14 protein-coding genes, 1 tRNA gene and 1 pseudogene are annotated in these 20,491 nt (G+C 59.2%); 8 read left to right on the top strand and 8 right to left on the bottom strand.

What is annotated here, in order from left to right:
• Window positions 1-29: 29 nt before the first annotated feature.
• Window positions 30-707: a DNA repair protein RadC gene (gene radC / locus Q1B40_RS16095; protein ID WP_299816600.1), complete on the bottom strand. Its 678-nt coding sequence runs from the start codon at window positions 705-707 to the stop codon at window positions 30-32.
• A gap of 11 nt (window positions 708-718) precedes the next feature.
• The gene (gene map, locus Q1B40_RS16090; protein WP_299816598.1) at window positions 719-1,549 is read right to left on the bottom strand and encodes a type I methionyl aminopeptidase; all 831 of its coding nucleotides are present in this window, start codon (window positions 1,547-1,549) and stop codon (window positions 719-721) included.
• A gap of 288 nt (window positions 1,550-1,837) precedes the next feature.
• Between map and Q1B40_RS16085 the strand changes: the two genes are divergently transcribed.
• Window positions 1,838-2,497: a DNA methyltransferase gene (locus Q1B40_RS16085; RefSeq protein WP_299816596.1), complete on the top strand. Its 660-nt coding sequence runs from the start codon at window positions 1,838-1,840 to the stop codon at window positions 2,495-2,497.
• A 58-nt stretch (window positions 2,498-2,555) separates the two neighbouring features.
• On the opposite strand, the gene Q1B40_RS16080 is transcribed toward Q1B40_RS16085, so the two are convergent.
• A tRNA-Leu gene (locus tag Q1B40_RS16080) sits at window positions 2,556-2,641 on the bottom strand.
• 300 nt (window positions 2,642-2,941) lie between these two features.
• Here Q1B40_RS16080 and Q1B40_RS16075 point away from each other — a divergent pair.
• Window positions 2,942-4,513: an alpha/beta hydrolase gene (locus tag Q1B40_RS16075; RefSeq protein WP_299816594.1), complete on the top strand. Its 1,572-nt coding sequence runs from the start codon at window positions 2,942-2,944 to the stop codon at window positions 4,511-4,513.
• Between the two features lie 225 nt (window positions 4,514-4,738).
• Here the strand turns inward: Q1B40_RS16075 and Q1B40_RS16070 are convergent, their stop codons facing one another.
• Window positions 4,739-5,083, bottom strand: a complete 345-nt coding sequence (locus Q1B40_RS16070; RefSeq protein ID WP_299816592.1) for a BA14K family protein — start codon at window positions 5,081-5,083, stop codon at window positions 4,739-4,741.
• Window positions 5,084-5,285: 202 nt separating this feature from the next.
• A complete protein-coding gene (locus Q1B40_RS16065; protein ID WP_299816590.1) occupies window positions 5,286-5,987 on the bottom strand; it encodes a Crp/Fnr family transcriptional regulator in 702 nt (233 codons plus the stop codon).
• Between the two features lie 393 nt (window positions 5,988-6,380).
• On the opposite strand from Q1B40_RS16065, the gene Q1B40_RS16060 reads away from it, so the two are divergent.
• Window positions 6,381-6,899 (top strand): FecR family protein, encoded by a 519-nt coding sequence (locus tag Q1B40_RS16060; RefSeq protein ID WP_299816588.1) that lies wholly within the window; start codon window positions 6,381-6,383, stop codon window positions 6,897-6,899.
• 68 nt (window positions 6,900-6,967) lie between these two features.
• Window positions 6,968-8,782 carry a CHASE2 domain-containing protein gene (locus Q1B40_RS16055; protein ID WP_299816586.1) on the top strand — a complete coding sequence of 605 codons (1,815 nt, stop codon included), beginning with the start codon at window positions 6,968-6,970 and terminating at the stop codon, window positions 8,780-8,782.
• 209 nt (window positions 8,783-8,991) lie between these two features.
• Here Q1B40_RS16055 and Q1B40_RS16050 read toward each other — a convergent pair whose 3' ends face one another.
• Window positions 8,992-9,240, bottom strand: coding sequence for a DUF1127 domain-containing protein (locus Q1B40_RS16050; protein WP_299816584.1), 249 nt, complete (start codon window positions 9,238-9,240; stop codon window positions 8,992-8,994).
• Between the two features lie 512 nt (window positions 9,241-9,752).
• Here Q1B40_RS16050 and Q1B40_RS16045 point away from each other — a divergent pair.
• Genes Q1B40_RS16045 through Q1B40_RS16035 form a run of 3 tightly spaced genes read left to right on the top strand, consistent with a single transcriptional unit; the run spans window position 9,753 to window position 14,686 of the window.
• Window positions 9,753-10,742: an efflux RND transporter periplasmic adaptor subunit gene (locus Q1B40_RS16045; RefSeq protein WP_299816582.1), complete on the top strand. Its 990-nt coding sequence runs from the start codon at window positions 9,753-9,755 to the stop codon at window positions 10,740-10,742.
• 22 nt (window positions 10,743-10,764) lie between these two features.
• Window positions 10,765-13,560: a ribosome-associated ATPase/putative transporter RbbA gene (gene rbbA, locus Q1B40_RS16040; RefSeq protein WP_299816580.1), complete on the top strand. Its 2,796-nt coding sequence runs from the start codon at window positions 10,765-10,767 to the stop codon at window positions 13,558-13,560.
• A 1-nt stretch (window position 13,561) separates the two neighbouring features.
• Window positions 13,562-14,686 carry an ABC transporter permease gene (locus tag Q1B40_RS16035; protein ID WP_299816578.1) on the top strand — a complete coding sequence of 375 codons (1,125 nt, stop codon included), beginning with the start codon at window positions 13,562-13,564 and terminating at the stop codon, window positions 14,684-14,686.
• A gap of 100 nt (window positions 14,687-14,786) precedes the next feature.
• On the opposite strand, the gene Q1B40_RS16030 is transcribed toward Q1B40_RS16035, so the two are convergent.
• The gene (locus Q1B40_RS16030; protein ID WP_299816576.1) at window positions 14,787-15,353 is read right to left on the bottom strand and encodes a cytochrome b; all 567 of its coding nucleotides are present in this window, start codon (window positions 15,351-15,353) and stop codon (window positions 14,787-14,789) included.
• Window positions 15,354-15,548: 195 nt separating this feature from the next.
• Window positions 15,549-15,764 carry a hypothetical protein gene (locus Q1B40_RS16025; RefSeq protein WP_299816574.1) on the bottom strand — a complete coding sequence of 72 codons (216 nt, stop codon included), beginning with the start codon at window positions 15,762-15,764 and terminating at the stop codon, window positions 15,549-15,551.
• A gap of 1,167 nt (window positions 15,765-16,931) precedes the next feature.
• On the opposite strand from Q1B40_RS16025, the pseudogene Q1B40_RS16020 reads away from it, so the two are divergent.
• A pseudogene (locus tag Q1B40_RS16020) lies at window positions 16,932-20,491 on the top strand (hypothetical protein); the annotation flags it as partial.

Here is a 20,491-nt window from a genome sequence, read left to right as displayed (position 1 = left end):
CATTAACCCGCGTCAGGTGGGGATGCGGGTCAGATCAGTCGCAGGCTGCGGAAGCTCACATTCGTTCTCATGCCGACGATGATATGGTCATGAACCTCGATACCGAGCGGGTTGGCTATATCGATGATCTTTTGGGTCATCTGGATATCCGCCCGCGAGGGGGTGGGGTCTCCGGAGGGGTGATTGTGGACCATGATGAGGGCGGTTGCCGAATGGTCCAGGGCCCGCCGGATCACCTCGCGCGGGTAGACCGGCGTGTGATCGACGGTGCCGGTCTGCTGGACTTCATCGGCGATCAGGCCGTTTTTCTTGTCCAGGTAAAGCACCCTGAACTGTTCGATGCCGGAATGTTCCATCGAGGCCTGCAGATAGTCGATGACCTTTTGCCAGCTGTCGAGCGGCCGGCGTTCGTTCAGTTCAGAGCGATGGTAGCGGGCGATGGCAGCATGAACCGCCTGAAGACTGTCGATGCTGATGTCCGACAGACCGTCGATTTCCTTGAGGCGCGCTCTGGGGGCGGCAAGGGCGGCGGAAAAAGACCCGAAGCGCTTGAGAAGCGCCTTGGCGATCGGTTTGGTGTCCTGACGGGGCAGGGCGGAGAATAACAGGAATTCCAGAAGTTCGTAGTCGGCGAGGCTCTGTTCACCGGTGTTGCGAAATCGCTCCCGCAGTCTTTGGCGATGCCCCTTGTGATCCTCGGCCCCCATGGCGTCCGGCCCTAGTCGTTCGGGAGACCGGGCTTGTGAAGACCCTTGGCCGATGTGGTGAAGATCTGGCATCCGTCCTCGGTAATACCGATGGAATGCTCGAACTGTGCCGACAGCGACCGGTCGCGCGTCACGGCCGTCCAGCCGTCGCTCAGAACCTTCACATGGGGGCGCCCCAGATTGACCATCGGCTCGATGGTAAAGATCATTCCGGGCTTGAGTTCGACGCCTTCGCCGGGGCGGCCGTAATGTAGGATGTTCGGGGTATCGTGAAACAGAAGCCCCAGTCCGTGGCCGCAGAAATCGCGCACTACCGAGCAGCGTTCGGCTTCCACGAAGGTCTGAATCGCCGCGCCGATATCGCCGGTGGTGTTGCCGGGACGGGCCGCCTCGATGCCGCGCATCAGCGATTCATAGGTCACGTCGATCAGCCGTTCGGCCGCGCGCTTGATCGTGCCGACCGGGTACATGCGGCTTGAATCACCGTGCCAGCCGTCGAGTATGAAGGTGACGTCGATGTTGACGATATCGCCTTCGCGCAGCGCCTTGTTGTTGGGAATGCCGTGGCAGACCACGTGATTGATCGACGTGCAGGATGACTTGGTATAGCCACGGTAGTTGAGCGTTGCGGGAATGGCGTTGTGGTCCATGCCGTACTGATAGACAAAATCGTCGATTTCCTCGGTGGTCGTCCCGGGTTTGACGATATCGGCGAGCTCATCGAGGCAGGCGGCCGTCAACTGGCCGGCGCGCATCATGCCCTCGAAATCGGCAGGACCATAAAGGCGGATCTGGCCGGTGTTCTTCAGGGGAGCTTCTGCAGCGTCAATGTAACTGACCATCGTGTACTCGTGTCTTGCAGCTGGATCGCGCCGGCCCGAACGAGGTTGGTCGTGCAGCCCGGCACCATTGATTGTTCTTCTGTCTCACATGATCACATACAGTCACGGAGTGGCAATTTCCAGTTCCACTTGCGGTAAAGTGACGGGAATGGCTCTCTCCCGATCCGTCAATCGTTGCATGCGCCTGCCGGTGGGCCGGTCGAAATCTTCCGCAAATTGGCCACCAAATCGTTGGATTGCAGTCAAAAGGCGTGCTCTCATCGTCAGGTGTCGACAGGAAAGCGAAACATGCCGATTTCCGAATTGCTGACGGTTCCATACAGGTACAAGCGTGTGCTGCCTGACTTTCAGAACAGGGACGACATCAGGTTCCCGGACACCCTGGTTGCTGCCTTGCTCGACCGGTTCACAAAGCCTGGAGACAAGGTCATCGATCCGTTTTGCGGGCTGGGAACCACTTTCTTCGTCTGTGAGGAAAAAGACAGGATCCCCTATGGAATCGAGGCTGACCGGCAAAGGCATGACTGGGTGAAATCCCGCGTGAAGACAAAAGAAAACCTCTTGTTCGGCGACAGCGCAGACATCGTGTCTTTCGACTTGCCCGAAATGGATTTTTCGCTCACGTCACCGCCGTATATGCCTCACTGGCATGAGTGGAATCCCCTGTACAACGGAGATCCCCGATACGATGGTTATGACGTCTATCTGGAAAGGGTTCAAAGCATATATGCCGGAATTTGCCGGGTTCTCAGAAAAGACGCCCATGTCATCGTCCAGGCTGACAATCTGACAAATGAGCGTTTTTCAACCCTCGTGTGGGATCTCGGGAAGGCCCTGTCGGAGGTCATGACACTTGAGGGCGAGATTATCGTGAACTGGTCGGAAAATGTTGAAAATGACAAGCAGTTCACACAATGCCTGGTGTTCAGGAACAATATGAACCTTTAGCTGATCGCTGTGCCGCCATCCACCGGCGCCTTTGCCGGATGAGGTGGATGCGGGGGAATGGTGCGGGCGGCGGGACTCGAACCCGCACGGCCTAGGGCCTCCGGATTTTAAGTCCGGTATGTCTACCAATTCCATCACGCCCGCTTCACTTCGTCTGCAATTCAGGCGAAGCGATTCAGGTGAATAGCGACAGGGCTTTTGAAGCGCAACCCGCAAGACCGAATCCGCTCTTGCATCCGATAAATGTACACAAGTGCGATCCCTGCCGGTTTGCCGGCGGCAAGTCATTGTTTGGCCGGTCAGAGGCGGGGCCGGTTTTTCACCAATTGAACGGCTATGCAAGGCGGGGCGGTCCTTATTCGCCGAGCGTTGTTGTCAGCGTTGTCAAAAAGGTGATAATTATCTTCATCTTATAGTTTTCTTCCAGCCAGACGGGAAACATGAATGGCTCAGGACCTTGAGATCTCTCTCCTGGGTGAACTGCGGGTTCTGTCCTCGGGCGAGGAGGTCTCCTTGCCCGCTTCGCGCAAGGCGAGGGCGCTGCTGGCCTTTCTGATCGCCACCGGGCGGCCGCATCGCAGGGAGCGTCTTTGCGAACTGTTCTGGGATATTCCCGACGATCCCAAGGCGGCGCTGCGCTGGGCGCTCAGCAAGCTGCGCAAGACTGTCGACGGTCCGGACGAGGTCAGGATCGTTGCCGACCGTGAGCGGGTGCAGTTCGTGCCCGGCGGCATTCGCATCGACATCACCGATATTCATGCAAGATTGCGCGACAGGGACCATCCGCCCGCGGTCGAGGACCTGGAAGAGATGGCGCACCGGCTGGAACAGGTGTTGCTTGATGGGTTGGACGGTGCCGGTGACGACACGTTCGACGCCTGGCTGACGGCTGAACGGGAGGACGCCCGGGCCGCACAGGTGGAAGTTCTGAAACGGCTGGCAACCCATCCCGACACCGGCTCCATCGCGGCCAGAAAGTGGATGCGGCTGTGGGCGGAAGCCGACCCCGAGGACGCGGACGCCCATCGGCAGTCGGTTGCCAGACAGAACGCTGCCAGGAGCTCCGAGAGATCGGGAGAGGCGCGCGCGAAGCCAGCCGAAACCGGGATTTATGAAACAAGAACGCAGGATGCCCAGAACCGGGTCAGGAAGGCGCGGGCGCGGGCCTTGCGGGCGCAGCGCATCGGCTTCTGCGAGGTCGCTGACGGTACGAAGATTGCCTTTGCGAGCATCGGCTCCGGGGCGCCGGTGCTGAAAGCCGCGAACTGGCTCAACCACCTTGAATTCGACTGGTCGAGCCCGATCTGGGGGCGGAGCTTCGCCGAGATAGCCCGCCGCCGCACCTTCATCCGCTACGACGAGCGCGGCTGCGGCCTGTCCGACTGGGACGTGAAGGATCTGAGCTTCGAGGCCTTCGTGGAGGACCTTGAGGCAGTGGCCGATACGCTTGGACTGGAGCGCTTTCCCCTGATCGGTATTTCCCAGGGATGCGCGGTTTCGATCGAATATGCCGTGCGGCATCCGCATCGTGTGTCCGGGCTGATCCTGATTGGTGGCTATGCGGCCGGTTGGCGGCATCTTGCCAGCCCGGAAGAACAGGCAAGGCGCGAAGCGGTGCTGACCCTGACAGAGCTTGGGTGGGGAACCGACAATCCCGCCTACCGGCATATCTTCTCGCAGACCTTCATGCCCGAGGCGAGTGCGGAAACGCTGGCCTGGTTCGACGAATTTCAGCGCCTGACAACATCGCCGCGAAATGCAGCCCGCTTTCAGGACGCCTTCGGCCATATCGATGTCCGCCACCGGCTGGCGGATGTACGGGCACCGACCATCGTTCTGCATTCAAGGCATGACCAGCGGATCCCGCTGGACCAGGGCCGGGCGGTTGCCTCGGGCATCCCGGGCGCGCAATTCGTGCCGCTGGAAAGTCACAACCATATTCTGGTTGACCAGGAACCTGCATGGCAGGTCTGCCTGAATGCCATCGGCGCGTTCCTCGAGAAACACGAGATTTAGAACAGGCCGCGTTGAATTGAATTCAGGAAATCGCCTGAACGCATTAGCAATGCAAACGCTCCCTCGATCGTCTCCCTGAACCCTTGAATCCGCTTGAACCTGATACGCTCCAGAGCAACGCAGTGCGCAAAAACAAACCCCCGGCTTCAGCCGGGGGTGTCGCCGGCATTCACCGGGTGGAGGTCTCGGGCAGGGGGAGCCCAAGCAGTCAGCTATTCGGCAGGGTCAGCCCTTGAAGTAGGGGGAGCTGCACAGCCTGCGCTGGCCTTTGAATGGCTGGAAAGTGTTGTTCTGGGCGCGGTAGGATCTGTACCGGTCGGAACACCAGGCCACATGCTGCTGCCAGTTGTTGCCACGCTGAACCTTGTAGGTATTGTGGCGGTACCAGTAGTTATTGTGGCGGAAACCGCGGTTCTTGTGGTGGTAGCCGTGGTTCTTGTGATGATACCCGTGGTTCTTGTGGTGGTAGCCGCCTTTGTGACCATGGCTTCCGGCGAATGCGGAGGTCGTGGACACAGCCGCCGCCAGGCCGACGATCGCCAAAGTGGTGAGAATTGCTTTCTTGAACATCAGGATTTTGCCTTTGTGTTGGTCCCGGCGAAATCGTTTCCGCCGATAACCAATACTTAGGTTTGCCCCCCTGGCAGCACATGTGACGCGCAACACCACACGGTCGAGGCCCTGAAAATCTTGCCGGGAAATCCGTTGCCTGCCCCCTGAGGACCGGCGCGTTTTCCGTGTTCACACGATCCTGCCCGAGGTTCGGGCCGAACTACTCGCCCTCGGCTATTGTCTCCAGGCCTTCCCGGTCCCGCAGGATGAGCCAGCCTTCCTTCAGGTCCACAAGGTCTGCCTTCTGCCATTTGCGCAGGCAGCGGTTCACGTTTTCCCTCGTGTTGCCGATCATGGAGGCCATTTCGGACTGGGACAGCGACAATTTCGTCAGGGGTTTCTCCTCGCTTCCTGGCGCGGCCACGGTTATGCGCAGCAGCAGCCGGGCGAGGCGCGAGGGCAATCCGAGGAAGGCGATTTCCATCATCCGCTCGTCGGAGCGCCGGACCCGTTTGCACAAAAGTTCAATGATGCGGATCGAAAATGCCGGATTGCGTTGCAGGACTTCCAGCAAGGCGCGTCTTTCGAGCACCACCAGGGTGCAATTGGTCAGGGCGCGTACATTGGCCGACCGTTCACCGCCATCCAGCAGGGCTATTTCTCCGAAGACGTCCCCCGTTGTCAGCTCCGCCAGTGTCACGTCACGAGCGTTCGGCGTCGGCATGGCGACGCGCACGGTGCCTTCGGCGATGGCCATCATGCTCTGGCCGGGCGTTCCCATATCGAAGACGGTTTCACCGGCAGAATAGCGTTTGACATGGGCGAAGGCGGTCAGGTCCCGCCGGCTCTGTTCGTCAAGCGCTTCAAAGACAAAGCTTTTTCCCAAAAGCTTTTCCTTGTTTACGGCCTCGTCTGCTGTCATCCGCTCCACTTTCTTCACATTTTTCTCGATGTACAACGCTGGCTACAACGTTACAGGTGTTTTAGAACTTACCCTTGTAAAAAAGATTGAAGGGGCAGGATTGAGTTTGTTCCGAACAAGCTGCGCTCGTGTGCCGGAAAAGGTCTGTTTTCCGACACTCCGGAACGCTGCTTGCGGATAAACGCCTGCCGCTCTCAAAGCGTGATAAAAGCGGTTTTGATTTGCTGTGGCAATGCTTCCGGGGCCAGGCAGGACGTTCGTTTGGCACATGTCCGGTCGTCTCCTGGTCGCTTGCCGCGATAATTCAGTCTGATTTGTGAGGTCGTGGTCCTATCAAGGCCAAAAATTCGCCAGATGAAAAGACTTAATTGCCAGAACCGTATTGAGAAACCCATGTCGACTATACGCATAAAAACATTTTTAACGGCAGCCCTGTTCCTGGCTGCTGCCTGTGTGCAAAGCGCGGCTCAGGACGTCAACGGCTGCGTCAAGACCGATGCGCCCAATCCGCCCAGGATCGTTTACCAGTGCGCGAACGGGCTGGTGTTCGAAGCGGAAGCGGCCGCCGAGATTGCGGTTGAAAATGCACCGGGACAGGTTCGCCCCGGAGCGGTCCAGCTGACCGAGGATGCTGTCCTCATCGAGGTTGAGCCGGACAGCGGGCCTTTTCAAATCCTCACCCCGCATGCAATTGCCGCAGTTCGGGGCACGATCTTTGTCGTGGACGTGAAGCAGGAGATGACCTCCGTGTTCGTCGTTCGCGGACAGGTGGAGGTGTCCCGGCCGGACGGCTCCGAGGCGGTGACCCTGTCCGACGGTGAAGGTGTGGAAGTCACCGAGGATGATCCCTTGACCGTGAAAACATGGCCGCAGGAAAAAGCCGACAGGCTGCTTGCCCGTTTCGCGCGATGAAATCGAGACTGCCGATAAGGCTTGCGCTCATTGCGCTCCTTTTCGGCTGTCTCTGGACAGGGTGGCTCGTGCAGACCCATCTTTCCGGCCGCGCGAGCGTGCTGGACCGGGCTGAAACGGTTCTGCTTGACTTGCGCATTCTGATCAACGGGCCGCGCAAGGTCTCCGATGACATCGTCATTGTGGCGATCGACGACGAGACCGTCTCGGGCACGGGCAGCTATCCGCTCGGACAGGACGATCTGGCACGCCTGATCGACAAGATCAGACAGGCCGGAGCACGGTCGCTCGGGATTGACATTCTGCTGACGGGAAATGCCCAGGATGGCGGTACCAAAAACCTTGCCACCGCGCTGGGCACGCTCCCGGCGGTTATCGCGGCAGCAGGGCAGTTCATGGACGAGCGAAGCGGCGGCTCCTATCTTCCCAAGCCTGACAACGTGCTCAATCCCCTGTCTTCGTTGCGCAACGAGGCCGCCACGGGGCTTGTCAACGTCTCGACAGATGCAGGCGGCACCCCGCGTCATATTCCCCTCGTCTTTGCCACCAGGGACGGTCCGGTTCCATCCTTCGTGCTTTCGGCAACGGGGCGCTATCTCGGTTCGGATCCCACGCTTACGCGCAATGCAATTCGCCTGCAGGAACGGCTGCAACCTCTCGACTACGCCTGGCATCTGCCGCTCAACTATTACGGCCCCCGCGCCACCTTCAGAACCTTGAGTGCGCAATCGATATTCGATGGCAATGTTGCCGCCGGTGCGCTCGAGGACCGGCTGGTGCTGGTCGGGGCGACGGCGACAGGCGTGGGAGACCGGTTCAGCACGCCGTTCGATCAGATCCTTCCGGGTGTCGAGGTTCTGGCAACCGGCATCGCCAACCTTCTGGACGGATCGGTACTTGTCAGGAACATCACGATCCGGCGGATCGACGCGGTCGTTTCGGTCTCGATCATGCTGGTCGCCCTGAGCGCAGTGATTTTTCTGCCGCTGGCGCAGGCGACAATCCTCTATTTGCTGCTCGTCGGCATCTGGCTCGTCGTCATTACATTCGCCTATGGGCAGGGGTACTGGTTCAATGGTGCGCTTCCGGTGGCGGCAAGCCTGCCACCGCTCGTCCTGATCGCGATTGTCCGTGAAGTTTTCGACAGGCGCCAGGCCAGCCGTTTCGCTGTGGCCAATGAGGCCCTCAGCCGGTTTCAGGCGCCAGGTCTGGCCAGGCGCATCGCGGAGGATCCCGGTTTCCTGCTTCGTCCCGTGGAGCAGGATGTGGCGATCCTGTTCATCGACCTTGCAGGTTACACGGGACTGACCGAACGCCTGGGGCCGGGCGGCACCCGCGACGTGCTGAAAGCCTTCCACACGCTTGTGGTCAATGAAACGGCAAGGCATCACGGCGTGGTGCTGGACTTCATGGGCGATGGCGCGATGATCTGTTTCGGCATTCCCGACGCCCGGCGGCGGGACGCTTCAGACGCGTGCCTGTGTGCTTTCGATCTCGTGGCCGCTGTTCAGGAGTGGATCACCTCGTCGGATCTGGGCGAGGACATCAGCGATGTGCGTGTCGGTGGCCATTACGGTCCCGTGGTCCTGTCGCGTCTCGGACACGAAACCCAGCAGCAGATCGCGGCCACGGGCGATTGCGTGAATGTCGCCAGCCGGCTGATGGAAACCGGAAAGGCCTTTGACGCTTCTCTCGCTCTTTCCGTGACCATGCTCGATGTGGCGGACCGGTGCACTTTCGTTCCGCCCCGCATAGAAGCCGCCTCCATTCGCGGCAGGCGGCAGAACGTTCAGGTCGCACTGTGGACAGCGGCGCAGGCCGGTGCGCCTCGATCCGGTGTCGCTGGCCGTCTGGACCCCTTCACGGCGGGTAGCGGGACTTAAGTTCTGTTTTCAAGACAATAAATTTCAGCCTGATTGCCAGGCGGTGCGAACAGTCCTCATTATTGGGGGCATCTTGAGGAAATGGACGGAGGAAAACCTCCGTCCACCCGTTCCGCCGGGCGGTTCCGCGGTGGGGCGCGGGATCCCGATCGGCAGGACCTCTGCAACAACCAATCCGGAGTGATCCGGGCTTGTTTTTGAATGTGCTGCTATCGGCGTTTCGGTCTGACCGGAGACTTTTCGAACCTGGCCGCCATGACATCCGAGCGCGAGAGGCCGATGTCATCGAGCAGGTGGTCCGGCAGATCCAGAAGCTCCCCGTAGACCTTCCGGTTGCGGCAAAACATCCTGAAATTGAGGATTTTCCGCCAGATGGCGGCCGGATCCGCCGTGTGTGATGTCAGGCCGTCCATACGGACGGAATATTTTCCGGCCGATGCGGCGTCGTCAGAAATCATTTTTCCTTCCTTTCCAGGACAACAAGCAATTCGAGATTGCCCGTGAAAACTCGGTGCGCAGACCGCGTGGTGGTGTCCATGCCAAAACAAAAAACGCGAAATACTGCGCTTCGGGGATGGCGGTTCTGCAACGGACAGATCAAAGGGAGTTGCTTCCGGGGGAGCGCTCCGGAAGCCGCCCTGCCTCCAGCCGGTGCTGCCGGCACATGTTGGATCTCCTGCAGGGCGTCGGCGGTGAGGTTCCTCATCGCCGCTCAAGCTGATTTAGTCGTTTTGCATCCGGAAGCGTGTGACGGGCGACACTGCGCGGGATTGCCGGGCCGGTCCGGCTCAGGAAATCCCTGCACGGGTACTGGAAGGCGCTATTTCATGCCCCCGTCGGCAGATTTGAGATGCCTCAACTCCCCGGGCGGATCGCCGGGCTATAGTGCGTCAAACTTCCTGATCTTCCTGCGTCCGGCTTCGGAGTCCGAAGCCTTCCGGGGCGCTGAAACCTTCAAGGCGATGCAAATATGTCCGTAAAATCCAGGATTTTAATCCTGATCCTGCTTGTTCTGGCGGGCGCTGGAGGGGGCGCATACTGGTGGTATGTGAACCAGGACAGGCTGCCGGAGGGCATTGCTTATGGCAACGGCCGGATCGAAGCCGAAACCGTGCAGGTGGCCACAAAAAGCGGCGGGCGTGTGCTGGAGGTTCTGGTGGACGAGGGGGATCTTGTCGAAGAGGGCCAGCTTCTTGCCCGCATCGACACGGACGAACTCCAGGCCTCGCTCGCCGGCGCAGAGGCAAATGTTGCAGCGGCCGGAGATCTCGTGGCGTCGATAAAGGCGCAGACGGTGCAGAGGGAAAGCGAGCTGAAATATGCCGCCCAGGAGCTGCTCAGGGCGGAAACCCTCGTGGCCAAGGGGCATATTTCCCAGCAGGAAGCCGACCAGCGGCAAACCGCGAGGGAAACGGCGCAAGCCGCGCTGGAGGCGGCTCAGGCCCAGCTCAAGAATGCCGGAAGCCTGGTGGATGCCGCGCGTGCGGAGGTGAAGCGGATCGAAACGCTTATCGAGGAAGCGGAGCTCAGGGCGCCGATTTCCGGCCGCGTGCAATACAGGCTGGCTGAGCCGGGAGAAGTGCTGTCGGCAGGAGGACGAGTGATAACCCTGCTCGACCTTTCGAATGTCTACATGACCATCTTTCTGCCGACGACGGAGGTCGGGCTGGTTTACATCGGGGCGGAGGCGCGGATCGTTCTCGATGCGGCGCCTGAATACGTGATTCCGGCCAATGTTTCATTTGTCGCGGCGGACGCCCAGTTTACCCCTCGTGAAGTCGAAACCCGGAGCGAACGCGAGAAGCTGATGTTCCGGATGAAGATCAGCATTCCGGCGGAACTTCTGAAGGAACACATCGAGAAGGTACGCACCGGGCTTCCGGGAGAGGCCTATGTGATGATGGCGCCCGGCACAGACTGGCCGGACGATCTCGCGGTGCATTTGCCTTCCACCAACTAGGGTGTGAACTCAGGAGTGTTTCATGTCCGCTGATCATCCGGGCGAACGACGTGCCGGTCCGGTCGCAAGCCTGGCCGGGGTGCGGCATATCTATGGCGGGACAGCCGCGCTGGACGGGGTAACCCTGGATATTCCCGCCGGCCGCATGGTTGGCTTCCTGGGGCCGGACGGTGTCGGCAAGTCGACGTTTCTGGCCCTGCTGTCGGGGGCGCGCAAGATCCAGACGGGCACGGTGACGGCGCTGGGCGGCGACATGGCGGACAAGAGCCACCGGAGAAATGTGCTGCCGCGCATTGCCTATATGCCGCAGGGGCTCGGCAAGAACCTCTACATGGACCTGACGGTCCGGGAGAACCTGGAATTCTTCGCCCAGCTTTTCGATCAGGGCAGGGTGGAGCGGCATGCGCGCATTGACGATCTGACCCGAAGCACGGGCCTGAGGCCGTTTCTCTCGCGCCCGGCCGGCAAGCTTTCCGGCGGTATGAAACAGAAGCTTGGGCTGTGCTGCGCCCTGATCCACGACCCGGACCTGCTCATTCTGGACGAACCGACAACGGGTGTCGATCCGCTCTCGCGCCGTCAGTTCTGGTCGCTCGTCGGGCGCATCCGTCAGGACCGTCCACATGTCAGCGTTCTGGTGGCGACCGCCTATATGGACGAGGCGTCCGGCTTCGACTGGCTGGTGGCGATGAACGACGGCAAGGTTCTGGCAGAAGGAACGCCGGCGCAGATCCTCCAGACGGCAGGCGCGAACACTCTGGAAGAGGCGTTTGTCAGCCTGTTGCCGGAGGAGCAACGGCGGGACCACAGGCTGCTGGAAATACCGCCAGTTTCCTTCGCCGACCATGACAAGGCCATCGTTGCCAGAAACCTCGTCCAGAAGTTCGGCACCTTCACGGCCGTCGACGATGTCAGCTTCGAGATAGCGCGCGGCGAGATTTTCGGATTTCTCGGCTCCAACGGCTGCGGCAAGACAACAACGATGAAGATGCTGACCGGCCTCTTGAAGCCGACCAGCGGTCAGGCCTGGCTGTTCGGGGAGAGTGTGGACGGCGAAGGGGTCGATACCCGCAGGCGCGTTGGCTACATGTCGCAGTCCTTCTCGCTCTATGGCGAACTGACAGTGCACCAGAACCTCGTCCTTCACGCGCAGCTCTTTCACTTGCCGCCCGAAAAGGCGCAGCAGCGGATCGGGGAACTGATCGAGCGCTTCGACCTCGGCTCTCATGTGGACGATCTGCCGGAAAAGCTGCCGCTTGGGGTGCGCCAGCGTCTCTCGCTGGCGGTTGCGATCGTGCACGAACCGGAGATGCTGATCCTCGACGAACCGACATCGGGCGTCGATCCGGTTGCCAGGGACCTTTTCTGGGAGCTCTTGATCGACCTGTCGCGCAATCAGGGCGTGACGATCTTCATCAGCACCCATTTCATGAACGAAGGGGAGCGCTGCGACCGGATTTCGCTGATGCATGCCGGCAAGGTTCTCGCCTGCGACACGCCTAAGGTTCTGATTGAAAACCGGGGTGCGGACACGCTGGAAGGGGCTTTCATCGGCTATCTGGAAGAAGCGATCGGAACCGGGCCGGACGCCGATACGGACACCGGGGAAAACACCGGGGCAGCCGATGGTGCGGCCGAGGATGCAGGCAGAACCGCTCCGCGGCCTGTCACCGTTGCCGCGCCGCGCAAAGGTTTTTCCCTGCGCCGCATGCGCGCCTATTCGCAGCGTGAGAGCAAGGAGCTGCTGCGGGATCCGATACGTCTGGCCTTTGCGCTGGTCGGTACGATGATCCTCATGATGGTGTTCGGCTTCGGGATCACCACGGATGTCGAGAAGCTGAACTATGCGGTGCTCGATCAGGACCGCTCGCTGGAAAGCCGCCAGTATCTGGAAGGGCTGTCCGGCTCGCGGTATTTTTCCGGGCAGGCCGCCCTGGCGGACCATGCCGATCTGGACAAACGGCTGCGCAGCGGCGATATCGTTCTGGCCATCGAGATCCCCCCGAATTTCGGTCGCGACCTGTTGCGCGGGCAGAACCCGGAAATTGCCGCGACGATCGATGGCGCCATGCCTTTTCGCGCCGAGACGACCGCCGGCTACGTCGCGGGGATGCATCAGGAATATATTCTGGATCAGTACAGCCGTCTTTACGGTGAACGTCCGGAGTTGCTCGAAGCCTCGATCGAGACCCGGTTCCGCTACAACCAGGACTTCAAGAGCGTCTATGCCATGGTTCCCTCGGTCATCGCGCTCCTGCTGATCTTCATACCGGCGATCCTGACAGCGGTCAGTGTGGTGCGTGAGAAGGAACTGGGTTCCATCACCAATCTCTATGTCACGCCGGTCAGCAAGCTTGAGTTCCTGCTGGGCAAACAGCTGCCCTATGTTGTGCTCGGGTTCATGAACTTCGCCCTGATGACCGTCATGGCGGTCACGGTGTTCGCCGTGCCCGTGAAAGGCAGTCTGGTGACCCTCGGGGCAGGGGCGGTCATCTACGTGTTTGCCTCAACGGCGTTCGGGCTGTTCTTTTCCAGTTTCACCCGGACCCAGGTGGCCGCTCTTGCGGCAACCGCGATCGGAACCACGCTTCCGGCCATCCAGTTTTCCGGAATGATGCAGCCGGTCAATACGCTCGATGGATTTGGCGCGTTCATTGGCGCGGTCTTTCCCATGTCCCATTTCCTGACGATCAGCGTCGGGACGTTCACAAAGGGTCTGGCCTTTTCCGACCTGACGGCGAGTTTCCTGGCACTTGCTCCCGCCGGTCCCATCCTGATCGCCCTGAGCGTCGTTTTGCTGGCCAAGCAGGAGACCTGATATGCACAGCCTCCAGAACATCGTGCGTCTTGTTTTGAAGGAACTTTACAGCCTCAGAAGGGACGCGGTGCTGCTTGTGCTGATCGGCTGGTCCTTCAGCATGGGGATCTACGTCGCCGCCAATGGATTTGCGGTGGATCTGCACAACGCCGCAATTGCCATCGTGGACGAGGACAGGTCCCAGCTTTCCATCAGGATCAGTCAGGCTTTCCTGGAGCCTGAGTTCCGCACTCCGGAGTTTATTTCCTACGATGAGATCGATCCGGGACTGGATACGCGCCGCTACTCCTTCATCCTGGTGATCCCGCCGGAGTTCGAAAAGGATGTGCTGCGTGGGAACCTTCCGGCGATCCAGGTCAACATAGACGCCACAGCGACGATGCAGGCCGGGATCGGGGCGACTTACATCGCCAATATCCTGACCCAGGAGATTGAACGCTACGGCGCGGAGCAGGGCCAGAGTGTGTCTGTGCCCCTGTCGCTCGTCACCCGCTATGCCTTCAACCCGAACCTGACCAGCTCCTGGTTCTCCAGCGTGATGGAAATCATCAACAACGTGACCATGCTGACCGTGGTTCTGACCGGGGCGGCATTCATCCGCGAACGCGAGCACGGCACCCTCGAACATCTGATGGTCATGCCGGTCGCGCCGTTCGAGATCATGCTGGCCAAGGTCTGGGCGAACGGGCTCGTCATCATCCTGGCGGTTTCCTTCGCGCTCTGGGTGATCGTGGAGAGCGTTCTTGCCGTGCCGATTGCCGGGTCGATCCCCCTGTTTCTGGCAGGGGTGGCCCTCTATCTGTTCTTTGCCTCGGCGCTGGGCATTCTGCTCGGCACGATGACCCACTCCATGCCGCAATTCGGCCTGATGTTCATCCTGGTCATCTTGCCGATGATGCTGCTTTCGGGAGGGGAGACGCCGCTGGAAAGCCAGCCGGTCATCCTTCAGAACGTGATGCGCCTAATTCCCTCGACGCAATTCGTCAGCTTCGCCCAGGCAATTCTCTACAGAGGTGCCGGGTTTGATATCGTCTGGCCGCATTTTCTGATGGTGACCGTCGTCGGTCTTTCCCTGTTTGCCCTCGCCGGGCACAGGTTCAGAAAGAGCATTGCGGCGATCAGATAGGTGGCAGGGAGAGAAACCGGCCGGATCAACAGACCTCCAACCGTATTCGTTGGAGGCCTGATAGTTGATCGGTGCTTCTGTGTTGAAGCAGGCAGGGGGGTCAGATGATCTTGTAAAGCGTCTGGTCGCGTTTGATTACGTGGTGGAACAGCACCGCGGCGAAATGCAGGGCGAACAGGCCCAGGAGAATCCAGGCGCTCCAGGCGTGGATGCCGGACAGCGTCCAGGCAATGTCCGGCGATTTTCCGATCGGGCTCCAGATCGGAAGAACTCCAAACCATGTCAGCGGAAATCCGTGTGCATTGGTCGCCAGAAAACCGCTGATCGGCATGATGATCAGAAACAGATACAGCAAACCGTGCACGCTGGTGGCGGCAAAGCGTTCGATGAACGGCCCTTCTGCCGGCGGCTTGCGGGCGATCAGCATATTTCCCACACGCACAAGCATTACCCAGAGGACCAGGAATCCGAAGCTTTCGTGCAGCAGGTAGAAGTCCATGGACACTTCGTTCTTGACGAAGTCGATGAGGAAGCCGAGGGGCCAGGTCGCCAGCACGAGCGCGGCGACAAGCCAGTGCAGGATCCGGGTCGCTCCCGTATGACGGGCGGGTTCGGCAAGGGGTGACACGGCAGACGCGGGCGTCCCGCTTTCCAGTTTTTTCAGCATTTCAGTCTCCATGTGGTGCGCAAGTCATTCACGGACAAAGACGCCGGAGACTGCCGTTTGGGTACGCCGGCCGCCGTTGCCGGCCGGAACGAGAACCTTGTTAGCGATCATGCGTTGTCGTGAGCGTTTGAATCCGCTGTTGAATGTATCGGATGCCTTGCTCTTTCGCGATGAATGAGGAGCGATCCTTTGCAATCACGGCGTCTGGTCATGATCGAACCATCCGCGCAGATCGTGCCGGCGCAAGCCGGTGTCACCGGTCATTGTCTCGGGATATCCGAGTAGGTCGAATTCAGCCCGGAATGCGTTTGCGGCACGGACGAGAGCTGCGAAAACCTGCAGGCGGCTTCCGACGGCGAGACACAGGGAACGGGCTATCGCCGTTGAAGAGGGACGAAGGCCTGAACACATGGCACATCTCCTGCTGTTGGCATGACATGTCAGCGACTTTTCTCATCGCGGTCAGCCCACATGTAGGACAGGTATCAAGTCGTGGCCTGTGACGGCCGGCACACTGCATTCAGCCCCCTGAAATCGTGGCCGTTCCGATGCTTCGGCTCGCCTTGTCTTCTAGTGTTTTTTTGTTCTCGAATGAGACTCCCGCCCCCTCGCCCGAGGCGGGAAACTGCCTTTTAAAAAAGGGGCGGTTGTACTGCGCCGGGAGTAAAATACGTCGAGTGAACCACGCTTTTTGCCGTTGACGAGAGGCCTGACGTGACTCGACGCGCGATCAGCGCACAACGCCAATAAAACCTCTGGTTGTTCATTGGCATTTTTACCCCATATCGAGGCGCAATAGGACGTGATTCGATTGACTGATTTATTCTTTGATTTTCATGATTAAATTCTATTCAATTATTTATATACTATATCAGCTTATTATATATCGCCATTTTCCATTAAATTTGAGATTGTATATTGTATTTATGATGTATTTTTTTGATTTTGTCATTTTAAATTGCTATTAAGTGCTAATGTATACAATTTATCTAGCTATAAATACCAATTAATTCTGCAAATTATTTTATAATGAAGGTTATTTATGCAATTGTGGCCTGTTTGTCACAGTTTATATTTTCTTTGCGTGGAGGTGCACAGAATTTCATGCGCATCTCAAATGTGGTTTTGAATATTTACAGTGTATGTGGCTTGAATATTCAGCATATCTTTGATTTTATTTGTAAAATTATATTGTGAAATTAAACTAATCCAAGTGAGAGTTGTTATATTTATTTCAGTTTGTTAACAATATTCTTTATTCTTCCTGTGTGATTAAAAATTAACTAAAATTAATACGCATTTCAACTGTGCCTGTGATCTACATCACACTCTTTAACTCGGCAACGTGCGTTTACCTTTTTTTAAGGAAACCAAACTTTGGGTTTCTATCACTGTTAAAATTGGGTAAATGAATACTAACAATTTTATGCAATTTTGACTTACAGCGCAGAGTGACTTGCCATGAATGAGTTCGTTCGGATCGCACAGGCTTCCACCGGTACTAATACGGGCGGCAGTGAAACGCAGAGTGACGCAACTGTAGCTCTCGCGCTCTCTCGACCAGCAGCACAGCAAAGCGTGGTTTCTTTGAGGGTTCCGGGGCAACTGGTTGATTTCCGGCAGATCCTCAGTGAGGACATCTCGTTCATTCAAATCGGCGACGACCTGCAGATGATCTTCACCGATGGCGGCATGATTATCGTTCAGGACTTCTTTCTGGGCGACGGCGGCTCGCAGGTGGCGCTCGTCGGTGAAGATCAGGTTCTTTCAATCGGTGAGTTCACATCGGTTGCAAACATTCAGGCAGCAGACGAAATACAGACCGCTGCGGCGGAGACCAGCAATCTGGCGACGGCCCTGGGCGGCCCGCAGGGCTCCGGACAGAATTTTCAGAATGCGGAAATCGATGGTCTCGGTGGCGGCACGAATACGCTCGGTCTGCTTGCCGGTGGCGATCCCGGCGCCGAGGGCGGGGCAGCCGCCGAATTCGCCGATGCCGAAGTGGATACCGTTCCGACACTCATTTCCGATGCCGATGCAGGTTTTCTGGACGAAGGCAATCTCGCTGAAGGAAACGAAGCAGGAGAGGGGCCGCTTGTCGCGACCGGCAGCCTGGGAATCAATTTCGGCGAGAACGCCGGCCCGACACCAAGCCTGACCTTCGACACCGATGGCGCCGGCATTCCGCTGGATGCCTCTGGCGTTGCGCTGGCTCTGTCCTCGGATGGCATCGCTCTCACCTATACGATTGTAGACAATGCCGACGGCGGACAAACGCTCACCGCGGTAAAGGACGGCACAGACGAAGTCGTCTTCACGGTTACCGTGGCGATCGTTCCGGGCGTCTTTGCCGGAGGTGCGTCCGGCGCGACCTACACCTTCACGCTCATCGGCAACCTCGATCACCTCGATGCCGCGACAGATGTTATCCTGCCGGTTTCCTTCAGCGTCACTGCCGAAGATACGGACGGGGACGCGATCGGCACGGCGTTTACGGTCAATGTGACCGACGATGACGCTGTCATCGGCGACACTGAGGACAGCTCCGTTGACGAAGAGGGCCTGGGCGGCAACGTTGACAGCGGCTACGACGGCGATCTGGCCGGGGCCGCGATAACGTCTTCCGGCGACCTTGCCATTTCCTGGGGCGCCGACGATGCCAACCCGACCGATGGCGGCGGCACCGGTGACCGGTCGGTCGTCTTCGACACCGCGCAGCCCGGGCTGGAAGGCCTGAGTTCCAACGGCGCGGCAGTCTCCATCGCTGTTCTGTCCGACGGCACGCTTGTCGGTTACACGGGCGATTCCGTCCCCACTGCGACCGGCGATGCCGGTGTCGTTTTCTTCGCGACACTTTCCGACGCAGACAGTGGCAGCTACGCGTTCACGCTGGTCGACAATCTCGACCATCCGGAGGCCGACGTTGAAGACGATGTTGATCTGACCTTCGCCTTCACCGCAACGGACGGCGACGGCGATACGGCCTCTTCCACATTTACGGTGACGGTGAACGACGATGCGCCGGTGATCGGTGCTGCGGAAGCCTCTTCCGTTGACGAAGAAGGCCTTGCCGGCGGCAACGTCGACAGCGGTTACGACGGCGACCTGGCCGGTGCCGCAATAACGTCTTCCGGTGAGCTGGCGATTTCTTGGGGCGCTGACGACGGTAATTCGAATTCCGGTGGAAACGGCGACCGGTCCGTCGCCTTCGATGATGTCCAGCCGGGGCTGGAAGGCCTGTTTTCGAACGACCGACCTGTTTTTGTTACCATTCTGTCCGACGGTACACTTGTCGGCTATACGGGTGATGCTGAGCCGACCACCACTGGTGATTCCGGTGTCGTTTTCTTCGCGACGCTTTCCGACGCCGAGAGCAGTGGCAGCTACGCGTTCACGCTGGTCGACAATCTCGACCATCCGGATGCCAACACAGAAGACGATGTTGATCTGACCTTCGCCTTCACCGCAACGGACGGCGACGGCGATACTGCCTCTTCCACGTTCACGGTGACGGTGAACGACGATGGACCTGTTGCTTCGGATGTTGTTGCGGGCGTTGAGCTTGACGACGAGGCGCAGAGTGTTGTGTCTCCCGGGAACGAGGGCGACAGCTTCTTCGGACTGACCGATACCTCTTCGGATGTGAAGACGGTTTCCGGTGATGCGGGCAGCCTGTTCACGACGGGAGCGGATGGGTTCGGATCGATCACGCTTGATGTGGCGCCTGACTTTGACGTTGTCTACAAGGACGCCGACGGCTTTGCACAGACGGAATCCGTCTCGTGGAGCGCCGGGAGCACGGATGCGAACGGCACGACGACATGGACGGCCTACAGCACCAACTATCCTGAAGGGGATGGAGGTGCTGCGGTTCTGGTGATCAACGCGGACGGTTCCTACACGTTCACGATGAATGCCCCGATTGCGCATGGGATTGCGCTGCCGGCGGTCGAGGAGAACGAAGAGCTGTCGTTCTCGTTCACGGTGACGGACGGGGACGGGGATACGGCGAGCGGCAGCCTTGAGGTGAGTATCGACGACGATACGCCGGAGCCTGTTCTCGAATTCGTCAGGGCCTCCACGGTTCTCGACGACGAGGGCCAATCGGAGTTCCTGCCCTCCAATCCCGGAGGACGCCGGGATGCTGATGGTGAGGAAAAGAGCGTGTCGGGAGGCGCCGGTACCCTGTTCTCCATGGGCGCGGACGGCCTCGGCTCGATCTCTCTGGACCTGCCGGACTTCTCCGTCGTCTATGACGACGGCACCGGCTTCGCGAAGATTGAAGAGGTCACCTGGAGCGGGGGCGTGCGCAGCAGCGGCGGGGCGACCACATGGACGGCGACGAGCGACAACTATACTGAAGGCGATGGCGGTGCTGCGGTTCTGGTGATCAACGCTGATGGTTCGTACACCTTCACGATGAATGCGCCGATTGCGCACGACCGGTCTTCGACACGGGAAGACGACGAGTCCCTGACCATCGGCTACACAGTGACCGACGGCGACGGCGACGGGGCGGCTGGCTTTTTGACCATCACCGTCGACGACGACACGCCGATTGCCTATGAGGTTGTTGCGTCGGATCAGACAGACGACGAAGGCAAGGGTGATTTTGCCGCTGACAGCAATGCGGGCGCGGCCGATCCTTCGGGCGACTTCGACGACACGGACGGTGAGATCAGCGGCGGAGCGGGCACGCTGTTCAGCGCCGGTGCGGACGGTGTGCGTTCTGTGACCATGACCAGCCTTCCGGTGATCTCTGCGATCTACGACGCCGGCACGGGTGTTGCGTCCATCGAGACGGTGACCTGGACGAGCGAGACGACCAACGTTGGAACCACGGTTTGGACGGCAACGGGCGATGCGAGCGGCGACACCGTCGCAACGCTGACAGTCGGTAACGACGGCTCCTACAGCTTCGTTCAGTCTGCGCCGCTGGTGCACGGTTCTGACGATGCCACCGAAAGCGACGACCTTGACCTGACCTTCATGTTCCGCGTGACGGACGGAGACGGCGATACCGCCAACGGCAAGCTTACCGTCTCCATCGATGACGACACGCCTGTTGCTTCGGATGTTGTTGCGGGCGTTGAGCTTGACGACGAGGCGCAGAGTGTTGTGTCTCCCGGGAACGAGGG

It is taken from the genome of uncultured Roseibium sp., assembly GCF_947496995.1.
In the GTDB taxonomy this organism is placed as follows: Bacteria; Pseudomonadota; Alphaproteobacteria; order Rhizobiales; family Stappiaceae; genus Roseibium.
The sequence above is the reverse complement of the archived record's forward strand: the minus strand, read 5'-3'. Positions and strand labels throughout refer to the sequence as shown.